24 protein-coding genes are annotated in these 26,195 nt (G+C 49.0%); 7 read left to right on the top strand and 17 right to left on the bottom strand.

Translation table 11 applies throughout. From position 1 onward, the window contains the following. The first annotated feature begins 3 nt into the window (after nt 1-3). Together AC6R0S_RS13310 and AC6R0S_RS13305 are read left to right on the top strand one after the other, a co-directional pair. Complete coding sequence (locus AC6R0S_RS13310) at nt 4-594, top strand: phosphoheptose isomerase (RefSeq protein WP_334554322.1); 591 nt, start codon at nt 4-6, stop codon at nt 592-594. 3 nt (nt 595-597) lie between these two features. Continuing rightward, nucleotides 598-1,179, top strand: a complete 582-nt coding sequence (locus AC6R0S_RS13305; protein WP_487901328.1) for a BON domain-containing protein — start codon at nt 598-600, stop codon at nt 1,177-1,179. Nucleotides 1,180-1,274: 95 nt separating this feature from the next. Here the strand turns inward: AC6R0S_RS13305 and sspB are convergent, their stop codons facing one another. The 8 genes from sspB to zapE all read right to left on the bottom strand — a co-directional run bounded on the left by sspB (nt 1,275) and on the right by zapE (nt 7,607). Beyond that, nucleotides 1,275-1,745 (bottom strand): ClpXP protease specificity-enhancing factor, encoded by a 471-nt coding sequence (gene sspB, locus AC6R0S_RS13300; protein WP_334554318.1) that lies wholly within the window; start codon nt 1,743-1,745, stop codon nt 1,275-1,277. Between the two features lie 8 nt (nt 1,746-1,753). Then, complete coding sequence (gene sspA / locus AC6R0S_RS13295) at nt 1,754-2,389, bottom strand: stringent starvation protein SspA (protein ID WP_334554316.1); 636 nt, start codon at nt 2,387-2,389, stop codon at nt 1,754-1,756. A 96-nt stretch (nt 2,390-2,485) separates the two neighbouring features. Beyond that, entirely contained in the window at nt 2,486-3,223 is a 738-nt protein-coding gene (locus AC6R0S_RS13290; RefSeq protein WP_487901329.1) for a cytochrome c1, read from the bottom strand. Continuing rightward, entirely contained in the window at nt 3,220-4,485 is a 1,266-nt protein-coding gene (locus tag AC6R0S_RS13285) for a cytochrome b (protein ID WP_334554312.1), read from the bottom strand. Before AC6R0S_RS13285 ends, AC6R0S_RS13290 begins: the two co-directional genes overlap by 4 nt. Beyond that, nucleotides 4,485-5,078 (bottom strand): ubiquinol-cytochrome c reductase iron-sulfur subunit, encoded by a 594-nt coding sequence (gene petA / locus AC6R0S_RS13280; protein ID WP_334554311.1) that lies wholly within the window; start codon nt 5,076-5,078, stop codon nt 4,485-4,487. Before petA ends, AC6R0S_RS13285 begins: the two co-directional genes overlap by 1 nt. Before the next feature lie 339 nt (nt 5,079-5,417). Then, complete coding sequence (gene rpsI / locus AC6R0S_RS13275; protein WP_005436094.1) at nt 5,418-5,810, bottom strand: 30S ribosomal protein S9; 393 nt, start codon at nt 5,808-5,810, stop codon at nt 5,418-5,420. Nucleotides 5,811-5,825: 15 nt separating this feature from the next. Beyond that, nucleotides 5,826-6,254, bottom strand: coding sequence for a 50S ribosomal protein L13 (rplM, locus tag AC6R0S_RS13270; protein WP_500638116.1), 429 nt, complete (start codon nt 6,252-6,254; stop codon nt 5,826-5,828). A gap of 246 nt (nt 6,255-6,500) precedes the next feature. Further along, complete coding sequence (zapE, locus tag AC6R0S_RS13265) at nt 6,501-7,607, bottom strand: cell division protein ZapE (protein WP_500638115.1); 1,107 nt, start codon at nt 7,605-7,607, stop codon at nt 6,501-6,503. Between the two features lie 151 nt (nt 7,608-7,758). Between zapE and zapG the strand changes: the two genes are divergently transcribed. The 3 genes from zapG (at nt 7,759) to degS (ending at nt 10,931) form a co-directional block, all read left to right on the top strand. Continuing rightward, entirely contained in the window at nt 7,759-8,226 is a 468-nt protein-coding gene (gene zapG, locus AC6R0S_RS13260; RefSeq protein WP_500638114.1) for a Z-ring associated protein ZapG, read from the top strand. A 116-nt stretch (nt 8,227-8,342) separates the two neighbouring features. Then, nucleotides 8,343-9,710, top strand: coding sequence for a DegQ family serine endoprotease (locus AC6R0S_RS13255; protein WP_334554305.1), 1,368 nt, complete (start codon nt 8,343-8,345; stop codon nt 9,708-9,710). 153 nt (nt 9,711-9,863) lie between these two features. Beyond that, entirely contained in the window at nt 9,864-10,931 is a 1,068-nt protein-coding gene (gene degS / locus AC6R0S_RS13250) for an outer membrane-stress sensor serine endopeptidase DegS (RefSeq protein WP_487901332.1), read from the top strand. Nucleotides 10,932-11,022: 91 nt separating this feature from the next. Here the strand turns inward: degS and parC are convergent, their stop codons facing one another. The 6 genes from parC to nudF form a co-directional block, all read right to left on the bottom strand. Beyond that, the gene (gene parC / locus AC6R0S_RS13245; protein WP_500638113.1) at nt 11,023-13,305 is read right to left on the bottom strand and encodes a DNA topoisomerase IV subunit A; all 2,283 of its coding nucleotides are present in this window, start codon (nt 13,303-13,305) and stop codon (nt 11,023-11,025) included. Between the two features lie 3 nt (nt 13,306-13,308). Next, nucleotides 13,309-15,189, bottom strand: a complete 1,881-nt coding sequence (parE, locus tag AC6R0S_RS13240) for a DNA topoisomerase IV subunit B (RefSeq protein WP_500638112.1) — start codon at nt 15,187-15,189, stop codon at nt 13,309-13,311. 205 nt (nt 15,190-15,394) lie between these two features. Then, a complete protein-coding gene (gene yqiA / locus AC6R0S_RS13235; protein ID WP_500638111.1) occupies nt 15,395-15,976 on the bottom strand; it encodes an esterase YqiA in 582 nt (193 codons plus the stop codon). Between the two features lie 2 nt (nt 15,977-15,978). Next, a complete protein-coding gene (gene cpdA, locus AC6R0S_RS13230) occupies nt 15,979-16,800 on the bottom strand; it encodes a 3',5'-cyclic-AMP phosphodiesterase (protein ID WP_500638110.1) in 822 nt (273 codons plus the stop codon). A gap of 9 nt (nt 16,801-16,809) precedes the next feature. Beyond that, a complete protein-coding gene (locus AC6R0S_RS13225) occupies nt 16,810-17,250 on the bottom strand; it encodes a DUF1249 family protein (protein ID WP_334554536.1) in 441 nt (146 codons plus the stop codon). A 16-nt stretch (nt 17,251-17,266) separates the two neighbouring features. After that, nucleotides 17,267-17,902 (bottom strand): ADP-ribose diphosphatase, encoded by a 636-nt coding sequence (nudF, locus tag AC6R0S_RS13220; RefSeq protein ID WP_500633469.1) that lies wholly within the window; start codon nt 17,900-17,902, stop codon nt 17,267-17,269. A 231-nt stretch (nt 17,903-18,133) separates the two neighbouring features. On the opposite strand from nudF, the gene tolC reads away from it, so the two are divergent. After that, entirely contained in the window at nt 18,134-19,459 is a 1,326-nt protein-coding gene (gene tolC, locus AC6R0S_RS13215; protein ID WP_500638109.1) for an outer membrane channel protein TolC, read from the top strand. 82 nt (nt 19,460-19,541) lie between these two features. Here tolC and AC6R0S_RS13210 read toward each other — a convergent pair whose 3' ends face one another. The 3 genes from AC6R0S_RS13210 to mnmL form a co-directional block, all read right to left on the bottom strand. Beyond that, a complete protein-coding gene (locus AC6R0S_RS13210) occupies nt 19,542-19,988 on the bottom strand; it encodes a hypothetical protein (RefSeq protein WP_500628111.1) in 447 nt (148 codons plus the stop codon). Nucleotides 19,989-19,992: 4 nt separating this feature from the next. Then, entirely contained in the window at nt 19,993-22,335 is a 2,343-nt protein-coding gene (arcB, locus tag AC6R0S_RS13205; protein WP_500631780.1) for an aerobic respiration two-component sensor histidine kinase ArcB, read from the bottom strand. Nucleotides 22,336-22,468: 133 nt separating this feature from the next. Next, the gene (mnmL, locus tag AC6R0S_RS13200) at nt 22,469-23,413 is read right to left on the bottom strand and encodes a tRNA modification radical SAM protein MnmL/YtqA (RefSeq protein ID WP_500638108.1); all 945 of its coding nucleotides are present in this window, start codon (nt 23,411-23,413) and stop codon (nt 22,469-22,471) included. 513 nt (nt 23,414-23,926) lie between these two features. On the opposite strand from mnmL, the gene AC6R0S_RS13195 reads away from it, so the two are divergent. Then, the coding region (locus tag AC6R0S_RS13195) for a glutamate synthase central domain-containing protein (protein ID WP_500638107.1) at nt 23,927-26,195 on the top strand (2,269 nt) is incomplete at its 3' end.

Raw genomic sequence — 26,195 nt, 5'->3', positions numbered from 1 at the left:
TCAATGCTAGAGAGCATTAAAGACAGTTTCAAAGAAAGCATTCAAATTCAAATTGCCGCCGCAGAAGCGCTACCCGATGCGATCACTCACGCAGCGCAAGGTATGGTGGCAAGCTTACTCAACGGTAACAAGATTCTATGTTGCGGTAATGGTGGATCCTCATCGAACGCACAACAATTTGTCTCTTGCTTGCTCAATCGCTTTGAAACAGAAAGACCTAGCCTGCCCGCGATGGCGCTGACTGCCGACAACACAACGCTGACCGCCGTCGCCAACGATTACCACTACACTGAGATTTTCTCAAAACAAGTGCGTGCTTTTGGCCAACCTGGTGATATTTTACTGGCGATCTCAACCAGCGGTAACAGCAAGAACATCATCAAAGCGATGGAAGCGGCAGTGACTCGCGATATGACCATCATCGCGTTAACCGGCAAAGACGGTGGCGAGATGGCTGGGTTACTCGGTGAGCATGATGTGGAAATTCGCATTCCATCTCACAGAACCGCGCGAATTCATGAGGTTCATATGGTGACTTTACACTGCTTGTGCGATCTTATTGACCAAGTGTTGTTTCCTGCTCACGAAGAGTAAGCCATGAAGTCATTGAAAACGATTATCTTTGTTTTAATTACCAGCCTATCCCTCACAGGCTGTGCCGGGTTGTTTATTGCCGGCGCTGCAACAACGGCCGCTATTGTGATTGACCCACGCACCACACAAGAGATCTGGAACGATAACAATATTGAGTTCGAAGTGGCGGGAATCGCAAACAAAGAGCCGGTTCGTGGTAATGCTCGTGTTACCGCCAGCTCCTACGAAGGAACAGTCGTCCTAATGGGGCAAGCAAACGATGCGGCGTTGAGTGAGCAAATTGAACAAAAAGCTCGTGAAGTGAAAGGCGTTAAAACCGTCTATAACCAAATTCGCATCAAAGCGCCGCTGAGTGCTGGCGAAGTAAGTCATGACAGTTGGATCACAACCAAAGTGAAATCAGCGATCTTGACCGACTCTGAGCTGAGCGGCATCAAAATCAAAGTGATCACAGAGGATAAAGAGGTCTTCTTGCTTGGCTATGTCTCACCACAACATGCCGATAAAGCGACCGACATTGCGCGTAATATCTCTGGGGTAAAACAAGTCATCCGCGCCTTCCAGATTGCAGAAAGCAACGAATAAACGACTCGTCGCTTATCCCTAATCGAGCTGTTCCCTAATCGATATATAAAAAAAGCCGCATCACAATGCGGCTTTTTGCTATCGTTTCATTCGCGTTACTTGATGACACGCAAACTCGGTCGACCTTTGGGCCTAGGTGGTTCATCACTTGGCTCAGTCTCTTCGACCTCTTCCTCAGTCGCTACAGACAGTGGGAATAGAGGTTCATCTTCCAAGCTTTCTTCAATCTCACCAAGGTAAGCATCTTCGGGTTCAAACATCGTCCCTGCACCATTTTCACGGGCATAGATGGCCTGAACAGCATAAAGAGGCACGATCACAGAGTGTGGGCGGCCACTGAAACGGGCGCTGAAGGTGATCGCCTCATTGCCTAGTTCCAAATTACCCACAGCGCGAGGCGCAATATTGAGGATAATTTGGCCATCTTGAATAAACTCTTCCGGCACACGAACGCCTGGTAATGTTGCTTCAACAACAAGGTGAGGCGTTAAATCGTTGTCCACCAACCAGTCATAAAATGCACGAAGCATATACGGTCGGCGTGGGGTCATTTTCTCGATATCCATGCCAACCATTAACGCATTAGACGCATTTCACGTTCAGCTTCAGTCAAGGATGCTAGGAATGAATCACGCTCAAAGACACGGTTCATGTAAACCTTCAGCTCTTTTGAGCCTGGGCCAACCAGTTCGATTCCCATTTGTGGTAAACGCCACAATAAAGGAGCAAGGTAACAATCGACCAAGCTGAACTCTTCGCTCATGAAGTATTCGTATTCCGCGAAGACTGGGCCAAGAGTCAAAAGATCCACTCTGAGTTTGTTACGTGCAGATTCTGCTTCATCAGCTGTGCCGTTAAGCACTTTTTCAGCCAATGAGTACCAGTTTTTCTCGATACGGTAGATCATCAAACGCGTGTTACCGCGAGCAACCGGATAAACCGGCATCAATGGAGGATGAGGGAAACGCTCGTCCAAGTATTCCATGATGATCTTTGAGTCATACAGTGACAACTCACGATCTACTAAGGTTGGTACTGATTTGTATGGGTTCAGTTCACCAAGTTCCGCAGGTAGGTTTGCTTCATCAACAAGCTCTACTTCAACACTTACGCCTTTCTCTGCTAGAACAATACGTACCTGATGGCTATACATATCAGATGCACTTGAGAATAGAGTCATCACAGAACGTTTATTGGCAGCTACAGCCATGGAGCCCTCCAGCACACTTACATAAATAAAACAATGGAGGCTAAGCCTCCATTGTCAACATAAAAATTTGGAAATTAGCTCAGTATGATAGCACAATTAATGCACATCACGCCAATACTCTTTCTTGAGCAGCACAACCACGATACTAAAGATCACTAGGAAGCCCATTACCCACCAACCTAGCGCATGGCGCTCAAGTTTCACTGGGTCACCGGAGTACTCAAGGAAGTTCACCAAATCGCGTACCGCGTTGTCGTACTCTTCTTGGTTAAGCTCGCCCGTCCCATCCGATTCAATACCGACGACCACTTGCACCTCTTCACCATTCACGACTTTGGTGCCGTAAACAGGTTTAGGAATGCCTTGCAGCTCTTCCAATACATGCGGCATACCGACACTTGGGAACACAACGTTGTTGACCCCAAATGGGCGCGCAGGATCTTCATAAAACGAACGTAGGTAAGTGTACAACCAATCCGTACCACGCACTCGAGCGACAAGCGTCAAATCAGGTGGTGGCGCACCAAACCATTTAGCGGCCGACTCTTCAGGAATGGCATTTTCCATCAAGTCGCCAACCTTGGCTTCTGGGTCAAAAATCAAGTTCTCTTTGAGCAGATCCACTGGAATGCCAATGTCACGTCCAACACGCTCATAACGCTGATACTGCGCGGAGTGACAGCCAAAACAGTAGTTCATAAAGAGCTTGGCACCGTTTTGCAACGACGCTTGATCTGAGATGTCGTTGTTCGCTTTATCGAGTGGAACGCTCACACCCGCTGCCATTGCCAACGATGGCAGCATTGCAAATAAAACTACAATCCATTTTTTCATTTGAATGTCACCCTTTCTGGTAATGGTTTCGTCGCTTCATTTTTGCTGTAGAAGAACAGCAAGACGAAGAACATGAAGTAACCCAAGCTAAAGATCTGCGCAAGGAGTGTGTACGTCGGAGTCGCTGGAAGCGCACCCAAAATACCCAAGGCGATAAAGCTGATGGTGAACTGGATGATATTGAATAAATGGAACTTACTGCGGTAGCGGTAAGAGCGAACTTTACAACGGTCAAGCCAAGGCAAAATGAACAGCACAGCAATCGATGCGCCCATAGCAAGAACACCGATAAGCTTATCTGGCACCGCACGTAAGATGGCATAGAATGGCGTAAAGTACCAAACAGGGGCAATGTGCTCTGGCGTTTTCAGCGGGTTTGCCGCTTCAAAGTTTGGCGGCTCAAGGAAGTAACCGCCCATTTCTGGGTTGAAGAACAACACATAACAGAACAGGAACAAGAAACCAGCCACACCAATCAGATCTTTCACCGTGCCGTAAGGGTGGAACGGGATAGAGTCGATGATGTCGTATTTCTTAGTGTAGTACTCATGGAATTTAAATTGAGGTTGGTAATCATCACCCATTGAGCCTTTTGGCAGCTTAGTTTCGATACCATCTGGGTTGTTTGAACCCACCTCGTGCAGCGCAAGAACGTGCAACACAATCAGCAGCAGCAACACGATTGGCAGAGCGATGACGTGCAAGGCAAAGAAACGGTTCAATGTGGCGCCCGAGATAACGTAGTCACCACGAATCCAAAGGGTGAGATCATCACCAATGACCGGAATCGCGCCAAAGAGTGAGATGATAACCTGAGCACCCCAGTAGGACATTTGGCCCCAAGGCAGCAGGTAACCCATGAATGCTTCGGCCATCAAGACCAAGAAGATCAACATACCGAAGATCCAAAGCAGCTCACGAGGCTTCTGATATGAGCCGTAGATCAAACCACGGAACATGTGCAGGTAGACAACAACAAAGAACGCAGACGCGCCTGTGGAGTGCATGTAGCGAAGTAACCAACCGTACTCCACGTCACGCATGATGTATTCAATCGATGCAAACGCCCCATCGCCTGATGGCACGTAGTTCATGGTTAACCAAATCCCCGTCAGGATCTGGTTCACTAACACCAACATTGCTAGAGAGCCAAACAGATACCAAAAGTTAAAGTTCTTCGGCATTGGATACTCAGACAGGTGCTTTTTGTACGCATTCATTGCGGGTATGCGTTTTTCTACCCAATCAAGTAGAGCTTGCATTATGCCTCCCCAGTTTCATCAACACCGATAATGATTTTGGTATCACTCAGGTACATATGTTTAGGGACCACTAGGTTTAGTGGTGCCGGAACGCCTTGGAATACTCGACCAGCCATATCAAATTTTGAACCGTGACATGGACAGAAGAAACCGGATTTCACGCCTTGAACTTGCTCACTAAAAGTGTCGGGTAGATAAGTCGGCGAGCAACCTAGGTGTGTACAAATCCCCACAGCAACGAAGTACTCTGGTTTGATAGAACGGTAGGCATTTTGTGCATATTCAGGCTGTTGTTCTTCGCCTGACTGCGGGTCTCGAAGTTGGCCTTCGAGGTTTTTCAATCCATCGACGACGGCTTGTGCACGACGGACAACCCAGACAGGCTTACCACGCCACTCAACACGAACCATCTGCCCTTCTTCGAGCTTTCCGATTTCCACTTCAACAGGGGCACCCGCAGCTTTTGCTTTTTCACTTGGGTTCCAAGATTTTATAAAAGGAACGGCGACAGCAGCAGCTCCTAAACCACCGACAACCGCAGTTGTCGCAGTCAAGAAACGTCTGCGGCCGTTATTTAAAGGCGCATTGCTCATCCAAACATTCTCCCATTTGCTCCCTATGGTCTGGGCCTCGTGACCCTATTAAAATCCCTTAAAGAGCATGGCTAACAAAATACGAATTTAGTTGTATTTATTTGATGGCAAATGATAAATAAAACCCTACTTTTTGACAAGATAAAGCTACCTTTTTGTAACATTCATCAAGTAATTCGCCTATGACGTCACAAAAGATGAACAGCGGCTGAAGCAGAGTTGAGAAGCGTAGTAGGAAAGCCAGAATGGGGGAGACTAAAAAACAAAAAGCCTGGCATGAAGCCAGGCTTTTGAGACCACAATCCAGTAAAAACTGGACGCCAATCTTTGCAAGAAAGATTAACGCTTAGAGAACTGTGGACGACGACGTGCTTTACGTAGACCAACTTTCTTACGTTCAACGCAACGAGCGTCACGAGTGACGTAACCTGCTGCACGTAGAGTAGGACGTAGAGACTCATCGTATTCCATTAGAGCGCGAGTGATACCGTGACGGATAGCACCTGCTTGACCTGAAATACCGCCACCTTTAACAGTCACGTATAGGTCTAGTTTCTCAGTCAATTCAACTAGCTCTAGAGGCTGTTTAACAACCATGCGAGAAGTTGGACGACCGAAGTACTCATCAAGGCTACGCTTGTTGATTACGATGTTGCCGCTGCCTGGTTTGATGAAAACACGTGCAGCTGAGCTTTTGCGACGGCCAGTGCCGTAGTATTGATTCTCTGCCATTTTCGAAATCCCCGATTAGATGTCTAGTACTTGTGGTTGTTGAGCAACATGGTTGTGCTCAGCGCCAGCGTAAACTTTAAGCTTACGGTACATAGCACGGCCTAGAGGACCACGTGGAAGCATACCTTTAACCGCTAGCTCAAGCGCCATTTCAGGCTTACGATCGATCAACTTTTCAAAAGTGATTGATTTTAGGCCACCTGGGAACTCAGAGTGACGGTAGTAAACTTTGTTTTTAGCCTTGTTGCCTGTTACAGCAACTTTCTCAGCGTTGATAACGATGATGTAATCACCAGTGTCAACGTGAGGAGTGTATTCAGCTTTGTGTTTGCCACGTAGGCGAGATGCAATTTCACTTGCTAGACGGCCAAGAGTTTTACCTTCAGCGTCTACAACGTACCAGTCGCGTTTTACAGCTTCTGGTTTAGCAACGAAAGTTTTCATGCTAACAATAACCCGTTAATTTATTAAATTTACACTTAAAGGAGCTTTCGCTCCCACTGACTAAGAGTCCAGTCAACACCCCTTCGAGTGGTTGGTTCTCTCGACCCGTTATCTCGAAATACCTTCGATAATCAAGGTCTGCAGTAACGGTGGGTCGCAGGATTATAGAGAAGTCAGTAGAAAAAATCACCTTTTTTTCAGTGAAAATTGAATTTTTTTTCGCCTCTCCCTTCCCTCGCAAGCGTGTCACGCTAAATGCTCGCGCGCAAGATACTCATGACTTTGCATTTCGATCAAACGAGACTGGCAGCGTTTAAATTCGAACGCCAATTGACCTCCGGTGTATAGCGCATCGAGTGGCACTTCTGCCGAGATGATCAAAGTGACATGACGCTCATAAAACTCATCCACCAACGCGATAAAACGCCGCGCCGCATCGTCTATGGTGTGGCCCATCTGTTTCACGTCAGCCAGCAACACTGTATGGTAGAGTTTAGAGAGCTCAATGTAATCATTTTGACTGCGTGCACTTTGACACAGCTGCGCAAACGTCGCATGCAGGACACCTTCAGCGCTTTGGACGACTTCTACCTGACGGTGGTTGATTTCAATGCGCACTTCACCGACTTTCCCATCGCCCACCAGTTGATGAAAGTAGTGATCCAGATTTTGACTGGCCTTATCATCCAGAGGGAAATGGTAAATTTCCGCTTGCTCAAGGGTGCGCAAGCGATAATCAATGCCGCTGTCGACATTCAATATGTCACAGTGCGTTTTGATTAATTCAATAGCAGGCATAAAGCGCGTACGTTGCAAACCATTTCGATAAAGATCATCGGGAGGAATATTGGACGTGGCCACTAAAATGACGCCGCGTTTGAACAGCGCTTGAAACAAGGTACCCAAAATCATCGCGTCAGTGATATCCGACACGAAGAACTCATCAAAACAGATGATCTCCGCTTCTGCCTTGAAGATGTCGGCGACCTCCTCTAGCGGATCGTTCCTTTCCCCCAGTCGATTCAACTCATCGTGAACTCGATACATAAAACGGTGAAAGTGCACACGCATTTTTTTCTCAGAGGGCAGCGCATCAAAAAACGTGTCCATCAGATAGGTTTTTCCTCGTCCGACGCCCCCCCAAAAATAGAGACCTTTCGGCGCTGTCACAGGTGTGGCAGTACGCTTGCCAAACCATGCTTTCCAGCCGGTGACTTGAGGCTGGGGCTGCGCTTGATAATCAATAAATTGGTGATAGAGACGATCCAGCGCTGACACCGCTTGCAACTGAGCAGGGTCAGACTGAAAACCGTTTTTTTGGATATCGTTTTGGTAAATCTCTAGTGGTGTCATGACTTCACGGCCTATTAGGGAGTCGTTGAAACTGCTAACGAGAGCACACGCATTTTTCTTTATCGGCTCAGGAAGTCATAGTACCATGTCAAAACAGCATGTGTAATCAATACGTAAAAAACATGTTAAATAACAATCATAAGGAGCCATTATGCCTTGGATTTACGCCCTCGTAGGTTTGCTTGTTGGTGCCGTTTTAGGCGTGCTTTTTTCCCGTATCAGCACTCCAGGTTACAAAAAACAGAAGAACATGCAAAAAGACCTCGACAACACTAAGTTTCAACTCGAGCAACAAAAGCAAGACCTTACCGATCACTTTGCCCAAACGGCTGAAATGCTTGATGCCCTCGGCAAAGAGTACACCAAGCTTTACCAGCACATGGCCAAGACTTCTGGCGAGCTTTTGCCGAATATTCCTGAACAAGACAATCCTTTTGTTAAAAAAATCACAGAGCAAGCCAGTACAGAATCTGAGGTAATTTCCGAGCAAACACACAGTGTGGATACACCAATGGATGAAGCACCTAAAGACTACGCTCAAGGTGCGACGGGGCTTCTTAAAGAACAAAAGAAACCCATCGTCGATGAAAAAGAAGTGCTGTCTGCTAAAGCTTCTTGATTGAATTTCATGAACTTTACAAAGGTTTTTGAGTCATAACTCCCATGAGTGGCCATTGAGTTTTGATTTTGACGTACAAATATCAGACGAGAGCCTTCACTTAATAGGAGTATCCGATGAAAAAACCTTTGCTTGCCTTAACCGTTCTATCCTTAAGCTTAAGTTCCATCATCGCCCCCATGCCGGCGAGCGCAGCCCTACCACTCTCCGTCAATGGAGAGCAGCTTCCTTCTCTTGCCCCGATGCTTGAGAAAGTGACGCCAGCTGTGGTGAGCATTTCTGTTGAAGGTACCCAAGTATCACGTCAACAGATCCCCGATCAGTTCCGCTTCTTTTTTGGTCCAGACTTCCCTACCGAGCAACTGCAAGAGCGTCCATTTCGTGGCTTAGGCTCAGGCGTCATTATCGACGCCAAAAAAGGGCATGTCGTGACCAACTACCACGTCATCAACGGCGCGGAAAAAATTCGCGTCAAACTGCATGATGGTCGCGAGTATGATGCCGAGCTAGTCGGGGGCGACCAGATGTCAGATGTGGCCCTGCTCAAGCTAGAAAAAGCCAAGAACCTCACTCAAGTCACCATCGCGGATTCTGATCAGCTGCGCGTCGGCGACTTTACCGTCGCGATAGGTAACCCGTTTGGCCTCGGCCAAACCGTGACCTCAGGTATCGTCTCGGCCTTGGGACGCAGTGGTCTCAATATCGAAAACTTCGAGAACTTTATTCAGACCGATGCGGCGATCAACAGTGGCAACTCTGGGGGGGCTTTGGTCAACCTCAAGGGGGAGTTGATTGGTATCAACACTGCTATTTTGGGTCCTAACGGCGGCAACGTCGGGATTGGCTTTGCGATTCCATCGAATATGATGACCAACTTGACCGATCAAATTCTTGAGTTCGGTGAAGTGAAACGCGGCATGTTGGGTGTACAAGGCGGTGAAATCACCTCAGAGCTGGCAGAAGCACTAGGCTATGAGTCAAGTAAAGGCGCCTTTGTCTCACAAGTGGTGCCAGACAGCGCTGCTGATGACGCGGGGCTGCAAGCCGGTGACGTGATCGTGTCGGTCAATGGTAAAGAGATCAACTCGTTCAGTGAACTGAGAGCGAAAGTCGCCACCTTAGGCGCGGGTAAACAGATCACCTTGGGTATCGTGCGAGACGGTAAGTCAAAATCCTTCGATGTCACCCTAGGCGAACAAACCGATGTGAAAACCACCGCCGATAAGCTGCACGAAGGGCTATCAGGCGCTCAACTGACCAACACCAATGCGAGCGACACTGTTCAAGGGGTGAAAGTGGCATCGGTTGAAAAAGGCTCGAAAGCGGAAGCGTATCAGCTTCAAGCGGACGACATCATCATCGGCGTCAATCGCAAACGAGTGAAAAACTTGGCTGAGTTCCGCAGCGCACTGGAAAAACAACCGGGCGTATTGGCACTCAATATCCAACGTGGTGAGCGTACCCTGTACCTTGTGATTCGCTAACCCGTTCGAGATTTTCTTTGGTTAAGGCAGCCTTCTCACGGCTGCCTTTTTGTTGATGCTCGCACTGCGCCGCTCACTAACTTCACGTCTGACGGGGTTAGTGCTATTCTTGGCCATCTTACCTGTTGAAAATGAATAACAAATGAGGAAAGCATGCTGCGATTTTTATTGCGCTCAGTCGGATTGGGGTTAATCACAGCATTGCTCTTGTTATTGGCGATTCCGTCGTTGCGCTCCAATATTTTACCGAAACATGTGCCAACTGACCTTCCTCTCTTCTCCCGTGAACAAATTTCGTTTAACCAAGCGGTTAGAAATGCTGCGCCAGCCGTGGTCAACATTTACAGTCGAAAATACACCGAATCCGATCGCACTAAGCTCTCGACACAGGGGCTAGGTTCTGGGGTTATCGTCAGTGAAAAAGGCTATATCATCACCAACTATCATGTTGTCGCTCAGGCGGATCAAATCATCGTCGCAGTACAAGATGGTCGCGTTGCCGCTGCGCAATTAGTCGGGAAAGATCGCCGTACAGACATCGCGATATTGCAGATCGAGGGCAGTAACCTGCCGGTCATTCCGCTCAATCCAGAGTACACCCCAAAAGTTGGTGATGTAGTGCTTGCCATCGGTAACCCGTATAACCTAGGGCAAACCACCACATTTGGAATTATCTCCGCAACCGGTCGCTCCTCCATCAGTGCCGATGGCCACCAAGCCTTTATTCAAACCGACGCGGCAATCAACGAGGGGAACTCGGGGGGCGCTTTGGTCAATACTCGTGGTGAATTGGTCGGCATCAATACGGCCTCTTTCCAACAAGCAACTGAGCTCGAAACCTACGGTATCTCTTTTGCGATTCCCTACTCGTTAGCAAATAAAATCATGCAAAAAATCATCGCCGATGGACGCGTAATTCGTGGCTATATCGGTATCGATGGTCAAGACATCAACTCTGTGACGTCGCGTTTACTCGGCAATGAGCATCTCGGTGGCATCGTGGTGTTGGGGGTCGACCCGAATGGACCTGCCGCGCAAGCTGGGTTTGAATCGCAAGACATCATCTTGAAAATCGACGGCAATAAGATCAATGGTCGTCAAAGTGTGTTAGACATAGTGACAGAACTTCGTCCCGGTACGGTTGTGGATGTTCTTATTCTGCGTAAAGGGGAAGAGAAGACATTGTCTGTGACCATTGCTGAAGATACTCGCCTCAATTAACGCGACTTTTAGAACACACATAAACCAAATAAAACGCCCACCTTATTGATTAAGGTGGGCGTTTTGCTTTTCTATCACGATGATCTTAGCGTTAAGACTCCGACGTCTCGCTGTCCGAACTGACGTTGCCTACATCAATCTCAATGGCTGTCACACGCTGCAAGCCACGTGGCAGCAAACCACCACGACGACCACGCTCACCGCGGTAGTTGTCGAGATCGTTAGGCTTCAAGCCCAACTTGCGCTTACCGGCGTACAGCGTCACGGTTGCCGCTTTCGGCACTGCAATCAGGTGAGAGACAATCTCTTCACGCTCTTTGGCTTTGGCGGCAGGGATATTGATGATCTTGTTGCCTTTACCTTTACCAAGCTGAGGCAAGTCTTTAATTGGGAACAAGAGCATGCGACCTTGGTTGGTGATGGCCAAGATCTCATCATTGTCTAAATCGCCCACGGCATGAGGTGGCATGACTTCCGAGTTGGCAGGCAAGGTGACCAGCGCCTTACCACTGCGGTTTTTCGACAATAAATCACTGCCTTTACAAACAAATCCGTAACCGGCATCAGAGCCCACCAACCACAGCTGATCTTCTTCGCCCATCACAACCTGACGAACGGTCGAACCTGCACTGATGTTCAAACGACCGGTGATCGGCTCACCTTGGCTACGCGCCGAAGGTAACGAGTGCGATTCAAGCGAGTAACTGCGACCATCACTGCCAAGGAAAACCGCCGGCTGATTGCTCTTACCACAGGCATGAGCGAGATAGTTATCGCCAGACTTGTAGTTCAAGCTTTCCACGTTCACATCATGGCCCTTCGCGTGGCGAATCCAACCTTTCTCTGACAGCACTACCGTGATCGGTTCACTTGGTACTAAATCACGCTCTGTAAGCGCTTTGGCTTCTTCACGCTCGACCATAGGTGAACGGCGGTCGTCGCCGTACTTCTCAGCATCGGCTTTGATCTCTTTTTTTAGCAAGGTGTTGAGACGACGTTCAGAACCCAGCAGTTGCTCCAGTTTTTCTCGCTCTTTTTGTAGCTCGTCTTGTTCACCACGGATCTTCATCTCTTCCAATTTGGCGAGATGACGAAGTTTGGTGTCTAAAATCGCGTCAGCTTGAATGTCGGTGATGCCAAAGCGTGCCATTAACACGGCTTTTGGCTCATCTTCCGTGCGGATGATTTCAATCACTTCATCCAAGTTGAGATAAGCGACTAGCAAGCCTTCCAAAATGTGCAAACGCGCCATGACTTTATCCAGGCGATATTGCAGGCGGCGACGCACTGTCGAACGACGAAACTCGATCCACTCAGAGAGGATTTGCACCAACCCTTTCACTTGAGGGCGGTTATCCAAACCGATCATGTTTAAGTTCACACGATAGTTTTTCTCGAGATCCGTTGAGGCAAACAAGTGATTCATCAATTGGTCGCAGTCAACGCGATTGGAGCGTGGCACCACCACGATACGCGTTGGGTTCTCGTGATCCGACTCATCACGCAAGTCATCCACCATCGGCAGTTTTTTCGCTCGCATCTGGGCGGCGATTTGCTCAAGTAGTTTCGCGCCGGATACTTGGTGTGGCAGCGCGGTGATCACAACATCACTGCCCTCTTTGTGCCAAACCGCGCGCATTTTCACACTGCCGCGACCGGTGCGATAAATCTTCTCTAGGTCCGCTTTGGGCGAGATGATTTCGGCTTCGGTTGGGTAATCAGGGCCTTGCACAAAGCCCATCACATCATTGAGGTCCGCTTTAGGGTGGTCAATCAGATGAATGGTTGCCTCAGCCACTTCGCGCACATTGTGCGGCGGAATATCCGTGGCCATACCTACTGCAATACCGGTGACGCCATTAAGCAAGATATGCGGTAAACGTGCCGGCAGCATTTGCGGCTCTTTCATCGTGCCATCAAAGTTAGGCTGCCACTCAACGGTGCCTTGACCTAACTCACCCAGCAATACTTCCGCAAACTTTGACAATTTCGCTTCGGTATAACGCATCGCAGCGAAGGATTTCGGGTCGTCCGGCGCCCCCCAGTTCCCTTGACCGTCAACCAATGGATAACGGTAAGAGAAGGGCTGAGCCATCAACACCATCGCTTCGTAACAGGCTGAGTCGCCGTGCGGGTGATACTTACCCAGCACGTCACCCACCGTACGAGCGGATTTTTTGTATTTCGCCGATGCCGAGAGACCGAGCTCCGACATGGCGTAGATAATGCGTCGTTGAACCGGTTTTAATCCGTCACCGATATAAGGTAACGCACGGTCCATAATGACGTACATTGAGTAGTTTAAATAGGCGTCTTCCGTGAACTTGCGCATTGGCAACTGTTCGACACCATCATAGGTAATTTCTGTCGACATTCACTATACCTCTGCCAAATCGCCGTTGCTCTGTAACCATGAGCGGCGGTCATCCGCACGCTTTTTACCCAACAACATATCCATCATCTCTAATGTCGCTTCATTGTCATCAATGGTTAGCTGCACCAGACGGCGGGTGTTCGGGTCCATAGTGGTCTCACGCAATTGCAGTGGGTTCATCTCACCCAGACCTTTGAATCGCTGTACGTTGATCTTGGCTTTTTTCTTCGACAAACGCTCCAAGATGCCTTCTTTTTCATCGTCATCCAGTGCGTAAAACACTTCTTTTCCGCAATCGATACGATACAAAGGAGGCATAGCAACATAGATGTGTCCCGCTTCCACCAGCGCACGGAAGTGGCGAGTAAACAGCGCACACAGCAGCGTGGCAATATGCAGACCATCGGAATCCGCATCGGCAAGAATACAGATCTTGCCATAACGCAGTCCTTCAAGATTGTCGTTGTCTGGGTCAATGCCTAGTGCCACGGAAATATCGTGCACCTCTTGCGAAGCGAGCACTTGGTCAGCCGAGACTTCCCACGTATTGAGAATTTTACCCCGCAGTGGCATCACCGCTTGGAACTCTCTATCACGCGCCTGTTTGGCAGAGCCGCCCGCCGAGTCACCCTCGACAAAGAAAATTTCGGTTCGGTTGAGATCTTGCACCGAGCAATCGGTCAGTTTACCCGGTAAGGCTGGGCCAGAGGCCACTTTTTTACGCACGACCTTCTTGCTCGCTCGCATGCGGCGATGAGCATTGGCAATACAGACTTCAGCCAATTGCTCTGCCAGTTGCGGCTTTTCGTTCAGCCACAAGCTAAAGGCATCTTTGACCACCCCAGACACAAACGCTGCGGTTTGGCGCGAAGAGAGACGCTCTTTAGTTTGGCCTGCAAATTGCGGATCTTGCATCTTGACCGAGAGCACGTAAGAACAGCGATCAAAAATATCATCGCCCGTCAGTTTGACGCCGCGTGGCAGCAAGTTGCGGAACTCACAGAATTCACGCATCGCATCCAACAAGCCTTGGCGCAAACCATTGACGTGCGTACCGCCTTGTTTGGTCGGCACCAAGTTAACGTAACTTTCCGTGATCATCTCGCCGCCTTCTGGCTGCCAAATCACGGCCCAATTGGCCATTTCTGTCTCAGCAACGAATTCACCAATGTACGGCTCCTCAGGCAAGACCGGATAGCCTTTAACCCCTTCTGCGAGATAATCTTTTAGGCCATCTTCGTAGAACCATTTATGCTCTTCGTTGTTAACTTGATCGACGAAAGTGATCTCAAGTCCTGGGCAAAGTACCGCTTTTGCGCGCAGGTTGTTGACCAACCGAAGGACAGAGAACTTAGCACTGTCGAAGTATTTGGCATCTGGCCAGAAGTGAACGGCGGTCCCCGTATTACGGTTACCACAGGTGCCCGTCACCGTGAGTTCTGTGACTGCGGCGCCATGTTCAAAAGCAATTTCGTGCACTTGCCCTTGACGCCTAACGGTCACTTCCACGCGTTTTGACAACGCGTTTACCACAGAGATCCCCACTCCGTGGAGACCGCCAGAAAATTTGTAATTGTCGTTGGAGAACTTACCACCCGCATGGAGCTTGGTCATGATGAGTTCTACGCCAGAAATTCCTTTCTCTGGGTGAATATCCACCGGCATGCCGCGGCCATCATCAATCACTTCTAATGATTGATCGGCGTGCAGAATGACTTTGATCTTCTTAGCATGTCCAGCGAGAGCCTCATCCACTGAGTTATCAATCACTTCTTGCGCTAAGTGGTTGGGTCGCTCTGTTTCGGTATACATGCCAGGACGATGTCGTACTGGGTCGAGACCTTCAAGAACCGAGAGGTCTTTCGCATTATATTGTTCAGTCATAATACGGAGTTCGTTATAAAGAATGAAAACATGACTGTGCGCTGATGAAATCAGGCTTCGAATTGAAAAAGTGGCTCGTGTGACAAATCAACACTTTTGCCAAAACCGCACAAGTATAGGTGGAACATAGTCTGGAAGAGTATCAACTATGTCAAGTGAGACAGCGAAGTAACAAGCAAATTTATGACTCTTCCCTCAATGAGGGCTAGAGCGCTAGGAACTCCACGATCGCCGCAGGGTAGTATTCAAAGCCGACAAAACTGTGATCGCCGCCTTCGATAACGGTCTGTTTCGCACCAGCGAATTTGCTCACGGCTTGACGGTAGTCCAACACTTCATCGCCGGTTTGTTGCAGCAGCCAAAAATCACTCGGATTTGCAATCACCTCAGTGTCGAGCGCTTTAAGCTCCTCGATATGGCACGCTTGTAAACAATACTCTTCTTGAGTGTAGGGGTTTTTCTGAGGGCCTAAGAAATCCGCCAATAGTTCATAGGGCTTGATAGCAGGGTTAATCACTACCGCTTTAAAGCCAAATTTTTGATTGAGCCACATCGATAAATAGCCACCGAGCGAGCTGCCCACCAGGGCTATCTGATAGTCATGTCGATGCTGTTCGACAATCGCCAGTAAATGCGCGGCCGCTTGCTCAGGAAAGCCGGGCAGACGGGGGATCTCTACTCGAATATCTGGGCGGTGAAACTGGCAATAATCTCGCATCACATTGGCTTTTAGCGACTGAGGTGAGCTGTTAAAGCCGTGAATGTACAAGAGCATTGAAGGTTTCATGATCAGTATCCTGCTGAGCTAAAGTCCGGTTGAAATTGCCCTTCTGGCAATCGCTGAACACGAGTCTCAAGCGAGCCATCGTCATTAAGAATCAGTTCTCGCCAGCCTGGTGAGCGCGCATCAAGCGCAAAGTCGTTCGAGTTGGGTTTAAATTGCACGCAAGTAGACGGCGTCGCCATCACTTGTACACCCTGATGATTCACGTTCATATCTTGATGGACATGACCACACAGCACCGCTTTGGTGTTGTTGTGTTTACTCACAACCTGCCAAAAGTTATCTGCGTCTTTTAAGCAGTGCTGATCAAGCCATGCACTACCAACCAAAATTGGGTGGTGATGCAACAAAACCAAAGCGTGTTTGTCTGGGTATTGCGCCAGCTTGCTATCGAGCAGGTCTAACTGACTGTCGCTTAAACGACCATGAGGAACGCCAACCACTTGCGAGTCAAGTAAGATAAGTTGCCAATGCTCACCGAGTAACACATGCTCAGCAGGTTGAATTTGTGAAGATGGCAATACCGAGGTCATACTGGGCTTGAAATCGTGATTGCCCGGTAGCCAAAAGCACGTTTTCTCAAGCGGAGCAATACCATTGACGAAGCGTTGATAGGACTTTTCGGTGTGATCCTGAGAGATATCGCCAGTCGCCAGAATGGCATCAAACTCGACGTGACGTTCGACAATGGCGTTGACCACTGCGTGGAAGCTGTCGCGCGTATTGACGCTCAGTAAGCTGCCATCTTCGGGTTCAAAAAGATGCGTATCGGTAATCTGAACTAATTTGATACTGCCATTCTGCGCTGTATTAGACACTACTTTCAAAATATAAACCTAGATATTTAACGGAGCTTTACTAATGCCCTGCTTCAAACAAAACGACAGCCAATCGCCTAAAAAGCGGTTGAGTTGCACTTTTTCATCTTGTTGAACCATCTTATCGTTCGGATAGTCGTAACGAGGGTTCACCCGTTTTAGATGCTCGCAACCACACACTTCCGCCACGCGAGCATCGTGGTAGAGCCTGACAGACATTTTTGGCAATGGAAATACTGGAACGTCATCACTTTGACAAATATCGACCAAAGTTGTGTACTTTGTGACTTCGCACACTTGAATTTGATACGTCATGCTCGCCGCTTCATAGCAGCGAACGTCGTCGATGCTCGGCTGCGCAGGCAGCAAGGCATTCAACTTGGCGTAATTGGTCTCATAAGTCCGCATCAGATCCGCTAAATCAACATGATACGGTTTCTTCATTGCTACTTGTGTCATCATTCTCTCAAGTGAGTTATGCCTTAGTGGCCCAGTTGGCTCGGACTCGTTGTTGGTTCAATTGCAACCATTGTAGCGCGATGATCGAGGCACCATTTTCAATCGAACCATCCAACACCGCTTGGTACGCGTGTTCACGAGTCATCACGTGCACTCGAATGTCCTCTCCTTCATAGTCTAAACCATGAACGCCATGCGCTTTAGAGGCATCCACCTCTCCAACAAAAACATCCAGCTTTTCAGAGCAGCCACCAGACGATGGATAATAAGAGGTCACTTTCTCAAGGCGCCCAACTTCAATCCCTGCCTCTTCCACCGCTTCTCGGCGCACTACCGACTCGGCGTGCTCGCCAGGCTCAATCATGCCGGCGACAATTTCTAACTGCCAAGGGGAGTCATGCTCTAGAGCGCCAACACGAATCTGCTCGATGATCACCACTTGATCCCGCTCTGGATCGTAAGGGAGCATCGCCGCGGCATGGCCGCGTTCAAACATCTCACGCTCAATGGGTTCACTCCAGCCCCCCTCAAACAGCTTATGTCTAAAACAATATTTGACCATTTTAAAGAAACCGTCGAATAGCGTCTTCTTCGAGATGATTTCAATATCGCGTCGGGTAAAATGCGTTTTCTGCGGGCTCGATTGTTGCATTTGGCACCTCTCTGAGTGAATCTTATAGTTTACTCAGTCAATTGCTGAACTTCCAAGGGCATAGCTCAACTTTTTGTGCAAAATTTATAGATTTATTTAAATTGATTAATTTTTTATATTGCACAGTTGGACAGTTACATGTAAAACTCTGAAAAGATTCGAGCAAAATGACAACAAATTGGGTTAAACTCCATGAGTCAACTTTTTCATATATAGGCAGGAATAGGACCAATGAAGAAACTGCTTCCCCTTTTTATTAGCGCAGCGTTAGGCGGCTTAAGCACTCAAGTATCAGCTGACACGCTGGCAGAAATCTACGATCAGGCCAAAGAAAATGATCCCACCCTTTTGAGTGCAGCGGCTCAGCGTGATGCAGCGTTTGAAGCGGTGACTTCCAGTCGCGCCACGCTACTGCCACAAATTAACTTAACGGCAGGTTACAACCTGACCCGTGGTGAAAAAGAACCCGATGTGGGCTCGTCATACGATACAGATGTGAATTCGTTGACGGCGGGTATTGGTTTCTCACAGCAACTTTATAACCGCACCAGTTGGATTACATTGGACACCGCAGAGAAAAGCGCCCGTCAACAAGACGCCTCTTATGCAGCGATCCAACAAGCATTGATCCTACGTGTTGCCACTGCCTACTTTGATGTGTTGCGCGCACAAGACAACCTCGAATTTGTCCAAGCGGAAAAAGCCGCGGTTGGTCGTCAGCTTGAGCAGACTAAGCAGCGTTTTGAAGTGGGCCTATCGGCGATTACCGATGTGCATGATGCCCAGGCGCAATACGACTCAGTGCTGGCTGATGAAGTGCTGGCGCAAAACACATTGACCAATAGCTATGAAGGGCTACGTGAAATCACGGGTCAATCGCACTCTGAACTGTACGTGCTCGATACTGACCGTTTCTCGGCGACCAAAACTCAAGCGGCCATTGACGCCCTAGTGGAAGAAGCGCAGCAGAAGAACCTCAGCTTACTCTCAGCGCGTATCGCGCAAGATGTGGCAAAAGACAACATCTCTTTGCAAAGCTCTGGTCACCTACCATCATTAACCCTCGACGGTGGTTACAGCTACACAGACCTAGATAAACATGTCAGCGCCAACGGCACCACTAACGACTTTAATATCGGCGTTAACCTTAGCGTACCACTGTACACCGGTGGTGCGACGACCTCGCTCACCAAGCAAGCGGAATTCAACTACGTTGCTGCCAGCCAACAACTTGAAGCGACCTACCGCAGCGTGGTGAAAGATGTCCGTGCATTCAACAACAACATCAGCGCATCGATTGGTGCCCTGCGTGCTTACGAACAAACCGTCGTCTCTGCAAAATCCGCGCTGGAAGCGACAGAAGCGGGCTTTGATGTCGGTACACGTACCATCGTTGACGTACTTGATTCAACACGTCGTCTGTACGATGCCAACAAAAACCTCTCCAATGCACGTTACGATTACATCCTAAGCGTGCTTCAATTGCGTCAAGCTGTTGGTACCTTGAGTGAGCAAGACATTCTTGATATCAACGCGGGTTTGAAAGCGTCAAGCTAAGCCCACACGTGACTGACAATAAAAAATGGTTGGCTTGTGGGCCAACCATTTTTTCATCTCGATTCTTCTAACCTAATAGCGTTTAGTAGACCTTATCAACCGTCACTTGGTTTTGCACCAGCCACTTCACCATGCCTTGGTAAGTAAGAGCGACGGCTACATCAATCGGCTCTTCGCTGCCCACATCGAACGGCTGACTGAAGGCCACTTCCCAGTGATGCTCATCTTGAGTACGCAAATCAAATTGGTCTGGCGTCAACTGCCAACGCTGATCGCCCTGCTTGAGCGTGACAGTTTCCACATCAAGCTCCGCAGGTAACACGGCATTGCTTTTGAGGTACAAGGCCCCATGCAGCGTATCTTTGATGTCATCACCCACAGTGGGCATTTTGTCCAACCAGAGGTTGCTTTCAAGCACCACGGTTGCCTCAGCGACGTCGAGTTGATCGCTGCTGTTCCACACCACATCTTGTGCCGCACATCCAAGCAGCAAAGCACTGCCCAATACAAGAGAGACTAACTTTTTCATCACGTTACCTTTGTGCTAACCAGTCTTTGAGAACTTGGATATCATACTGGTATTCGTTTTTCATTTCCTCAACCCAATCATCGATGTTTTCCCACCAAGCGGGTAATTGGGGTGATTGCGCCTTTTGCGCCACACTTTGAATGCGTTTTAACCCTATCGAGCCGGCCGCCCCTTTGATCTTGTGTGCTTCAGAGACGATACCCTCTTGATGTTTGGCAGTCATGTTGGAATCGAGCACTTGCAAATACTCTGGCATCATCTCTTCAAACATGGTGATGCTGTCAAGCACGGGCTGTGGCCCGACGATGCCGACATAAGACTCCAACATATCGATATCGAGCAGCTGCTGATAGGCTTCAAGATGTTCGTGGCTGTCAGGCGCGGTTTCGCTCTCTGTTGGCTCACTGCCCGATTGCACCTCGGAGAACTTAGCGATCACATCTAACACCGCTTTCACCGACAGTGGTTTACTGATCGCATCGTCCATCCCTTGGTTGAGATACTCGCTCTTATCCTTTATCACGTTAGCCGTGAGCGCGACCAAAGGCGGCAGGTGAGAGTATGTGCGACGGAAATAACTCGCCACATCAAAACCGGTCATATCGGGCAATTGGATATCGAGGAACACCAGATCATAGATCTCTGGATCAAACATCTCCATCGCTTCAGCGCCATCCATCGCAATCGTCACTTCATGGCCGAGGCTTTCAAGCAGTGAACGCGCTACGGTGACATTCAGCTCGATATCTTCCACCATAAAGATATTAAGCTCTTGTGACGCGGCTTGCGTCACAGACTCAGGTTCATTCAAAGAGACAAGCGGCGCTTTGAGCGTCACAGTAAAGGTACTGCCAAAGCCCTCTTCACTGCTGACGGTAATGTCACCTTCCATCATGTTGATCAGTTGTTTAGAGACCGCAAGACCAATCCCCGTCCCGACTGCGTGCAGGTTGTCCGTTTCCGATTTGACTTGATAATACATGGCAAAGATCTTATCGAGCTCCGCCTCTGGAATGCCGATACCACTGTCTTCCACCTCAAAGCTAATGTAGGCATGGGCGTCGTCTGTTTCTGCACTGACGCTCATCACCACCCCACCTTCTTTGGTAAATTTCATCGCGTTGCTGATCAAATTCCACAGCACCTGACGCAGACGAGTCGCGTCCACTTCGATACCGTGAGGCAGCTCGCTAAGCCGCTCAAGATCAAAACGTAGGCCTTTTTGCGAGGCCATCAGCGCAGAGATACTCTCCATCTCAGCCACGAACTCTTCAAAGTTCATCGGCTCTGGGTAGAGCTCCAATTTGCGACGATCAAACTTATCCATATCGATGATGTCGTTGAATATATTCCCGAGCGTAATCGCGCTGACGTTAATGGTTTGCATGTGCTTGCGCTGCTCTTCATTCAGCTGCGTATCAAGCAACATGCGGCTCAATCCCACAATGCCATTCAGCGGAGTGCGCAGTTCATGGCTGATGGTGGAGATAAACGTGGTTTTATCGCGACTGGCTTTCTCCAGCGACTCTTCATGACGTTTACGCTCGGTGATATCGCGGCCAAAACCCACCAACCCTAAATGACGACCGTCCTTGCTGTAAAACGGTACTTTGCGCAGCTCAAAGTAGTTTTTGCGTCCATCTGGGTATTCCAGCCACTGTTCGTAGGTCAAGGCGCGATTGTCAGCAAACACCTTTTGGTCGGTATCGACAATCGGTTCCGCGATTTCTCGACTGTAGACATCCCAAGGGGTTAAACCGACTAACTGGCTCTCTTTCTTACCAGTCAACTCTTCCATCGCTCGGTTACATCCAGAAAAGACCCCATCGGCGTTACGATAATAGATAAGATCGGGCGAGGCATCGATGAAGGATCGCAGCAGCGCGGTGCGCTCCGCCAACTCGACTTGAGTGCGCTCACGTTGATAGACCTCATTTTCAAGATCTTTCATCGCTTCTTCGCGCGCCGATTCGGCTTTGATCCGCTCTTCAATTTCTTGATTGAGTTTTTCGATGTTTTGTTGAAGTTTGTAGTTCAGCTCTTGGTCTCTTGAACGCATGTCTTTGAGTTTAGAGACGAGCTTGGATAAACGTTGACGAGACTCTTCAAGCTGATCCACCACCACAGAAAGAAAATAGACCGCCCAAGGCGTGATGAGTAGACCAAAGAAGACTGAGCGAACAATGTCAATATCATCCACGTGGCCACTCAACACCAGCGTGATCCCCACCTGGACCACCACGGCCAGTGCCACCAACGCCAAAGCAAGCAAAATTGAGAAACGTAAAATGCCAAGTTTGACCAAGAGGTCGACATAATACTGAGCGAGGTTTTTTATCGGTTTCATTAAACGCTCCGAGCCTAGAATCACCACTGCCTCATGATGGACAGTGGTTTCATACTACCTGTTTTGCCCTTGGGCTGCTAAGGCTTCTCTGACTCCTGAACGTTTAAATGTGGGATGTGTGAAGCGACAAGGCTTAGGGCGTGGCAAGTGGCGGCGCTGTGTAAACGAATGGACGCTCAATCAACGAACCTTGCGCACCCAACGCATTGAGCGAGCGCCCAATTTCCGTCATCGCCAGCCAGCGGTTTTCACACCAAAGCGGTGCCAACAAGGTAGGTCTGCGTGCCGCCGAAGAGACGCGATGATAGACCACTTCCGGTGGCGTCATGCGGATCATTTCACTGGCAATAGCAACATATTCATCAAGCTCAGGCGCCTGCAGTTTACCAGCTCGCCACGCTTTAGCCATGGTACTGCCTTCTACAATGTGCAAGCCGTGCAGTTTGATGCCATCGGTACCCACCGCCAACACTTGGCGCAAAGTCTCCAGGTTGTCATCACGTGTTTCGCGCGGCAAGCCGACAATCAGATGAGTACACACTTTGATCCCGAGCGCTCTAGCGCGCTCGGTGATGCGTGCATAACACTCAAAGTCGTGGCCACGGTTGATGCGTTTAAGGGTGTCGTTGTTGGCGGTTTGTAAACCAAGCTCTAGCCAGATTTCATAACCTTGCTCCACGTAGTCAGAAAGCAGTTCAAGCACCGCATCAGGTACACAATCTGGTCGCGTCCCTACGCACAATCCAACGATGTCCGCCGCTTTGAGCGCCTCTTCATACATCGACTTGAGCACTTGCACCTCAGCGTAGGTACTGGTGTAAGCCTGAAAATAAGCCAGATACTTGTTCGCGCGGCGAATCTCCCCCGCTCGGTCAGTGAGCTGGGCTTGAATGCTTTTCACTTGAGCTTGCTCATCAGCAAAGGAAGCGACATTGCAAAAGGTACAGCCACCACGGCCAATCGTTCCGTCGCGATTCGGGCAACTGAACCCACCGTGCAAGGTCAGCTTGTGCACTTTCTCTTTATAGCGACGCTGGAGATCTTGACCAATGGTATTGACTAATTCGTGTAGCTGCATTTTCCACCCAAACGTAAATAAATCTCATTAAGATTTATGTAAAAAAATTACAATCATGAAAATAATTCGGGGAGGAATCTACCGATTTCAAACAGGCGCAACTTTAATCAGAGTCAATAAACATTCATTAAATACAGGCATTTCGCTAAATGTTACGCAAAAGTTAAACGCAATGGTGCATGTTCATGCGAAAAAAGTGGGCGACAAGGGCGAGTTTTCATTGCATTTGCTGCTGACAAAATTGTAGGATACTTACAGTTTTTGTGATTTTTATTACAGACAAAATTGCAAAATCATCGGCGGTATCCACCTCCCACCTATATAAATCACTACATAGTGACAATAAAAACATGGATATCACCAAGGATTGTTTTTCTCGCAATATTTTTCCTGCGAGATACGGAACGGAATCTAAGTCTCCCACCTCGGTTGACTTCGAATCATACAAATCAAGGACAAGACGCCCCTGCGGATTAGGGTAATTGCGTCTAATTGAACTGGAAGGATGTATCTATGGTAGATAGAGAGCAAAGTTCTCAGGGTCTATATACTCCAGAACTGGAGCATGACGCCTGTGGTATCGGTTTTGTTGCTCACCTGAAAAACCGTAAATCACACGAAGTTGTGACTCAAGCACTCGATATGCTCGCTCGCATGGAACACCGCGGTGGTCAAGGTTGTGACCCTTGTAGTGGTGATGGTGCGGGTATCTTGTTGCAAAAACCCCATGAATTTCTTTTAGAAGAAGCAGTAAAGCTCGGTATCAAACTGCCTTCTTTTGAAAAATACGGCGTTGGCGTAGTTCTCTTCCCGAAAGATGAATACAAACGCGAGCAATGTCGTGACATCTTAGAGCGAAACGCCAAGCGTCTCGACCTAGAAATCATCGGCTACCGCGTACTGCCAACCGACAACTCTATGATCGGCGCCGATCCTCTCAGCACTGAGCCTCAGTTCGAGCACGTGTTTGTCACCGGCGGCCCAGGTATGACGCCAGAAGAGCTTGAGCGCAAGCTGTACGTGCTGCGTAACTACACGGTACGCGTCTGCCTTGAGAGCGTGTCGAACATTGGTGATGATTTCTACATCAACTCCATGTCTTACAAAACCTTGGTGTATAAGGGTCAATTGACCACAGAGCAAGTGCCTCAATACTTCCTCGACCTGCAAAACCCAACCATGGTGACGGCGCTCGCGTTGGTACACTCTCGCTTCTCTACCAACACCTTCCCGAAATGGCGTCTGGCTCAACCTTTCCGTTATATCGCCCACAACGGTGAGATCAACACCGTTCGCGGTAATTTAAACTGGATGAAAGCCCGCGAGGCGATCATTGAATCGGATCTGTTTACACAAGCAGAAATCGACATGCTATTGCCTATCTGTCAAGAAGGCAGCTCGGACTCTTCAAACTTCGATATGGCACTTGAGCTACTGGTCCTCTCTGGTCGTAGCCTGCCACACGCATTGATGATGATGATCCCAGAGGCGTGGCAAGAAAACAAAACCATGGATCCGACACGTCGCGCGTTCTACCAGTATCACGCAAACATCATGGAACCTTGGGACGGCCCAGCGTCAGTCTGCTTTACCGATGGTGTCCAAGTCGGTGCAACGCTCGATCGTAACGGCCTGCGCCCGTCTCGCTACACCGTGACTAAAGACAACTTCCTTGTGATGGCGTCTGAGTCTGGTGTTGTGGATATTGCCCCAGAGAACGTCGAGTTCCGCGGCCGCTTGCAGCCAGGTCGTATCTTCGTTGCGGACTTAGAGCAAGGTCGCATTATCTCTGACGAAGAAGTCAAAGATACCATCGCAGGCGCTCAGCCTTACGAACAATGGGTGAAAGATAACCTACTTAGCCTGAAGAAACTGCCTGATGCGAGCAACCAGTTCAGCCAGCCTTCTCCAGAGCGCCTTCTCCATCGTCAACAAGCGTTTGGTGTCAGCACTGAAGAAGTGAATGAAATCATTGTTCCAATGGCGAAAGAAGGCAAAGAGCCACTGTCTGCCATGGGCGCAGACTGGCCATTGGCTGTCTTGTCTCACCAGTCTCAGCATCTATCCAACTACTTTAAGCAGTTGTTTGCTCAGGTTACCAACCCACCGATCGACCCGATCCGTGAGCGTATGGTGATGTCACTCAATACCTACCTAGGTAAAGATCATAACCTGCTGACTGAAACTCCGCTTCACTGTCAAAAAGTGGAACTGGAATCGCCAGTGCTCGCGAACTCTGAGCTAGAGAAATTGCGTGCGATCGACAACGAACACCTACAGGCGAAAACGCTCGATATCGTGTTCCAAGCCAATGAAGATCAAGGCAAACTAGAGCGTGCATTGAAGCGTATCTGTCAATACGCCGAAGATGCGGTGGTCGATGGCTACTCGATCATCCTACTCACAGACCGCGCAGTGAACTCAAACCACGCGGCTATTCCAGCCATGTTGGCCGTCGGCGCCGTTCACCATCACCTGATCCGCAAAGGTCTACGCGCGAAGTGTGACATTGTGGTTGAAACCGGTGATGCGCGTGAAACGCACCATTTCGCGACGCTACTTGGCTACGGCGCCAATGCCGTCAACCCGTACTTGGTAATTGAGACCATTGTTGAGCTGCAACGCACCAAGAAGCTCGATCCAGAAGCCAGCCCACGCGATCTGTTTGATAACTATCGCAAGGCGATCAACGGCGGCCTGCTGAAGATCTTCTCTAAAATGGGCATTTCAACCTTGCAGTCTTACCATGGCGCACAGATCTTTGAAGCGCTTGGTATCCACA

Source organism: Vibrio sp. R15-SG3-ISO1B (assembly GCF_059833835.1).
Note: the sequence above shows the minus strand (reverse complement) of the source record. Positions and strands in the feature narration are given on the sequence as shown.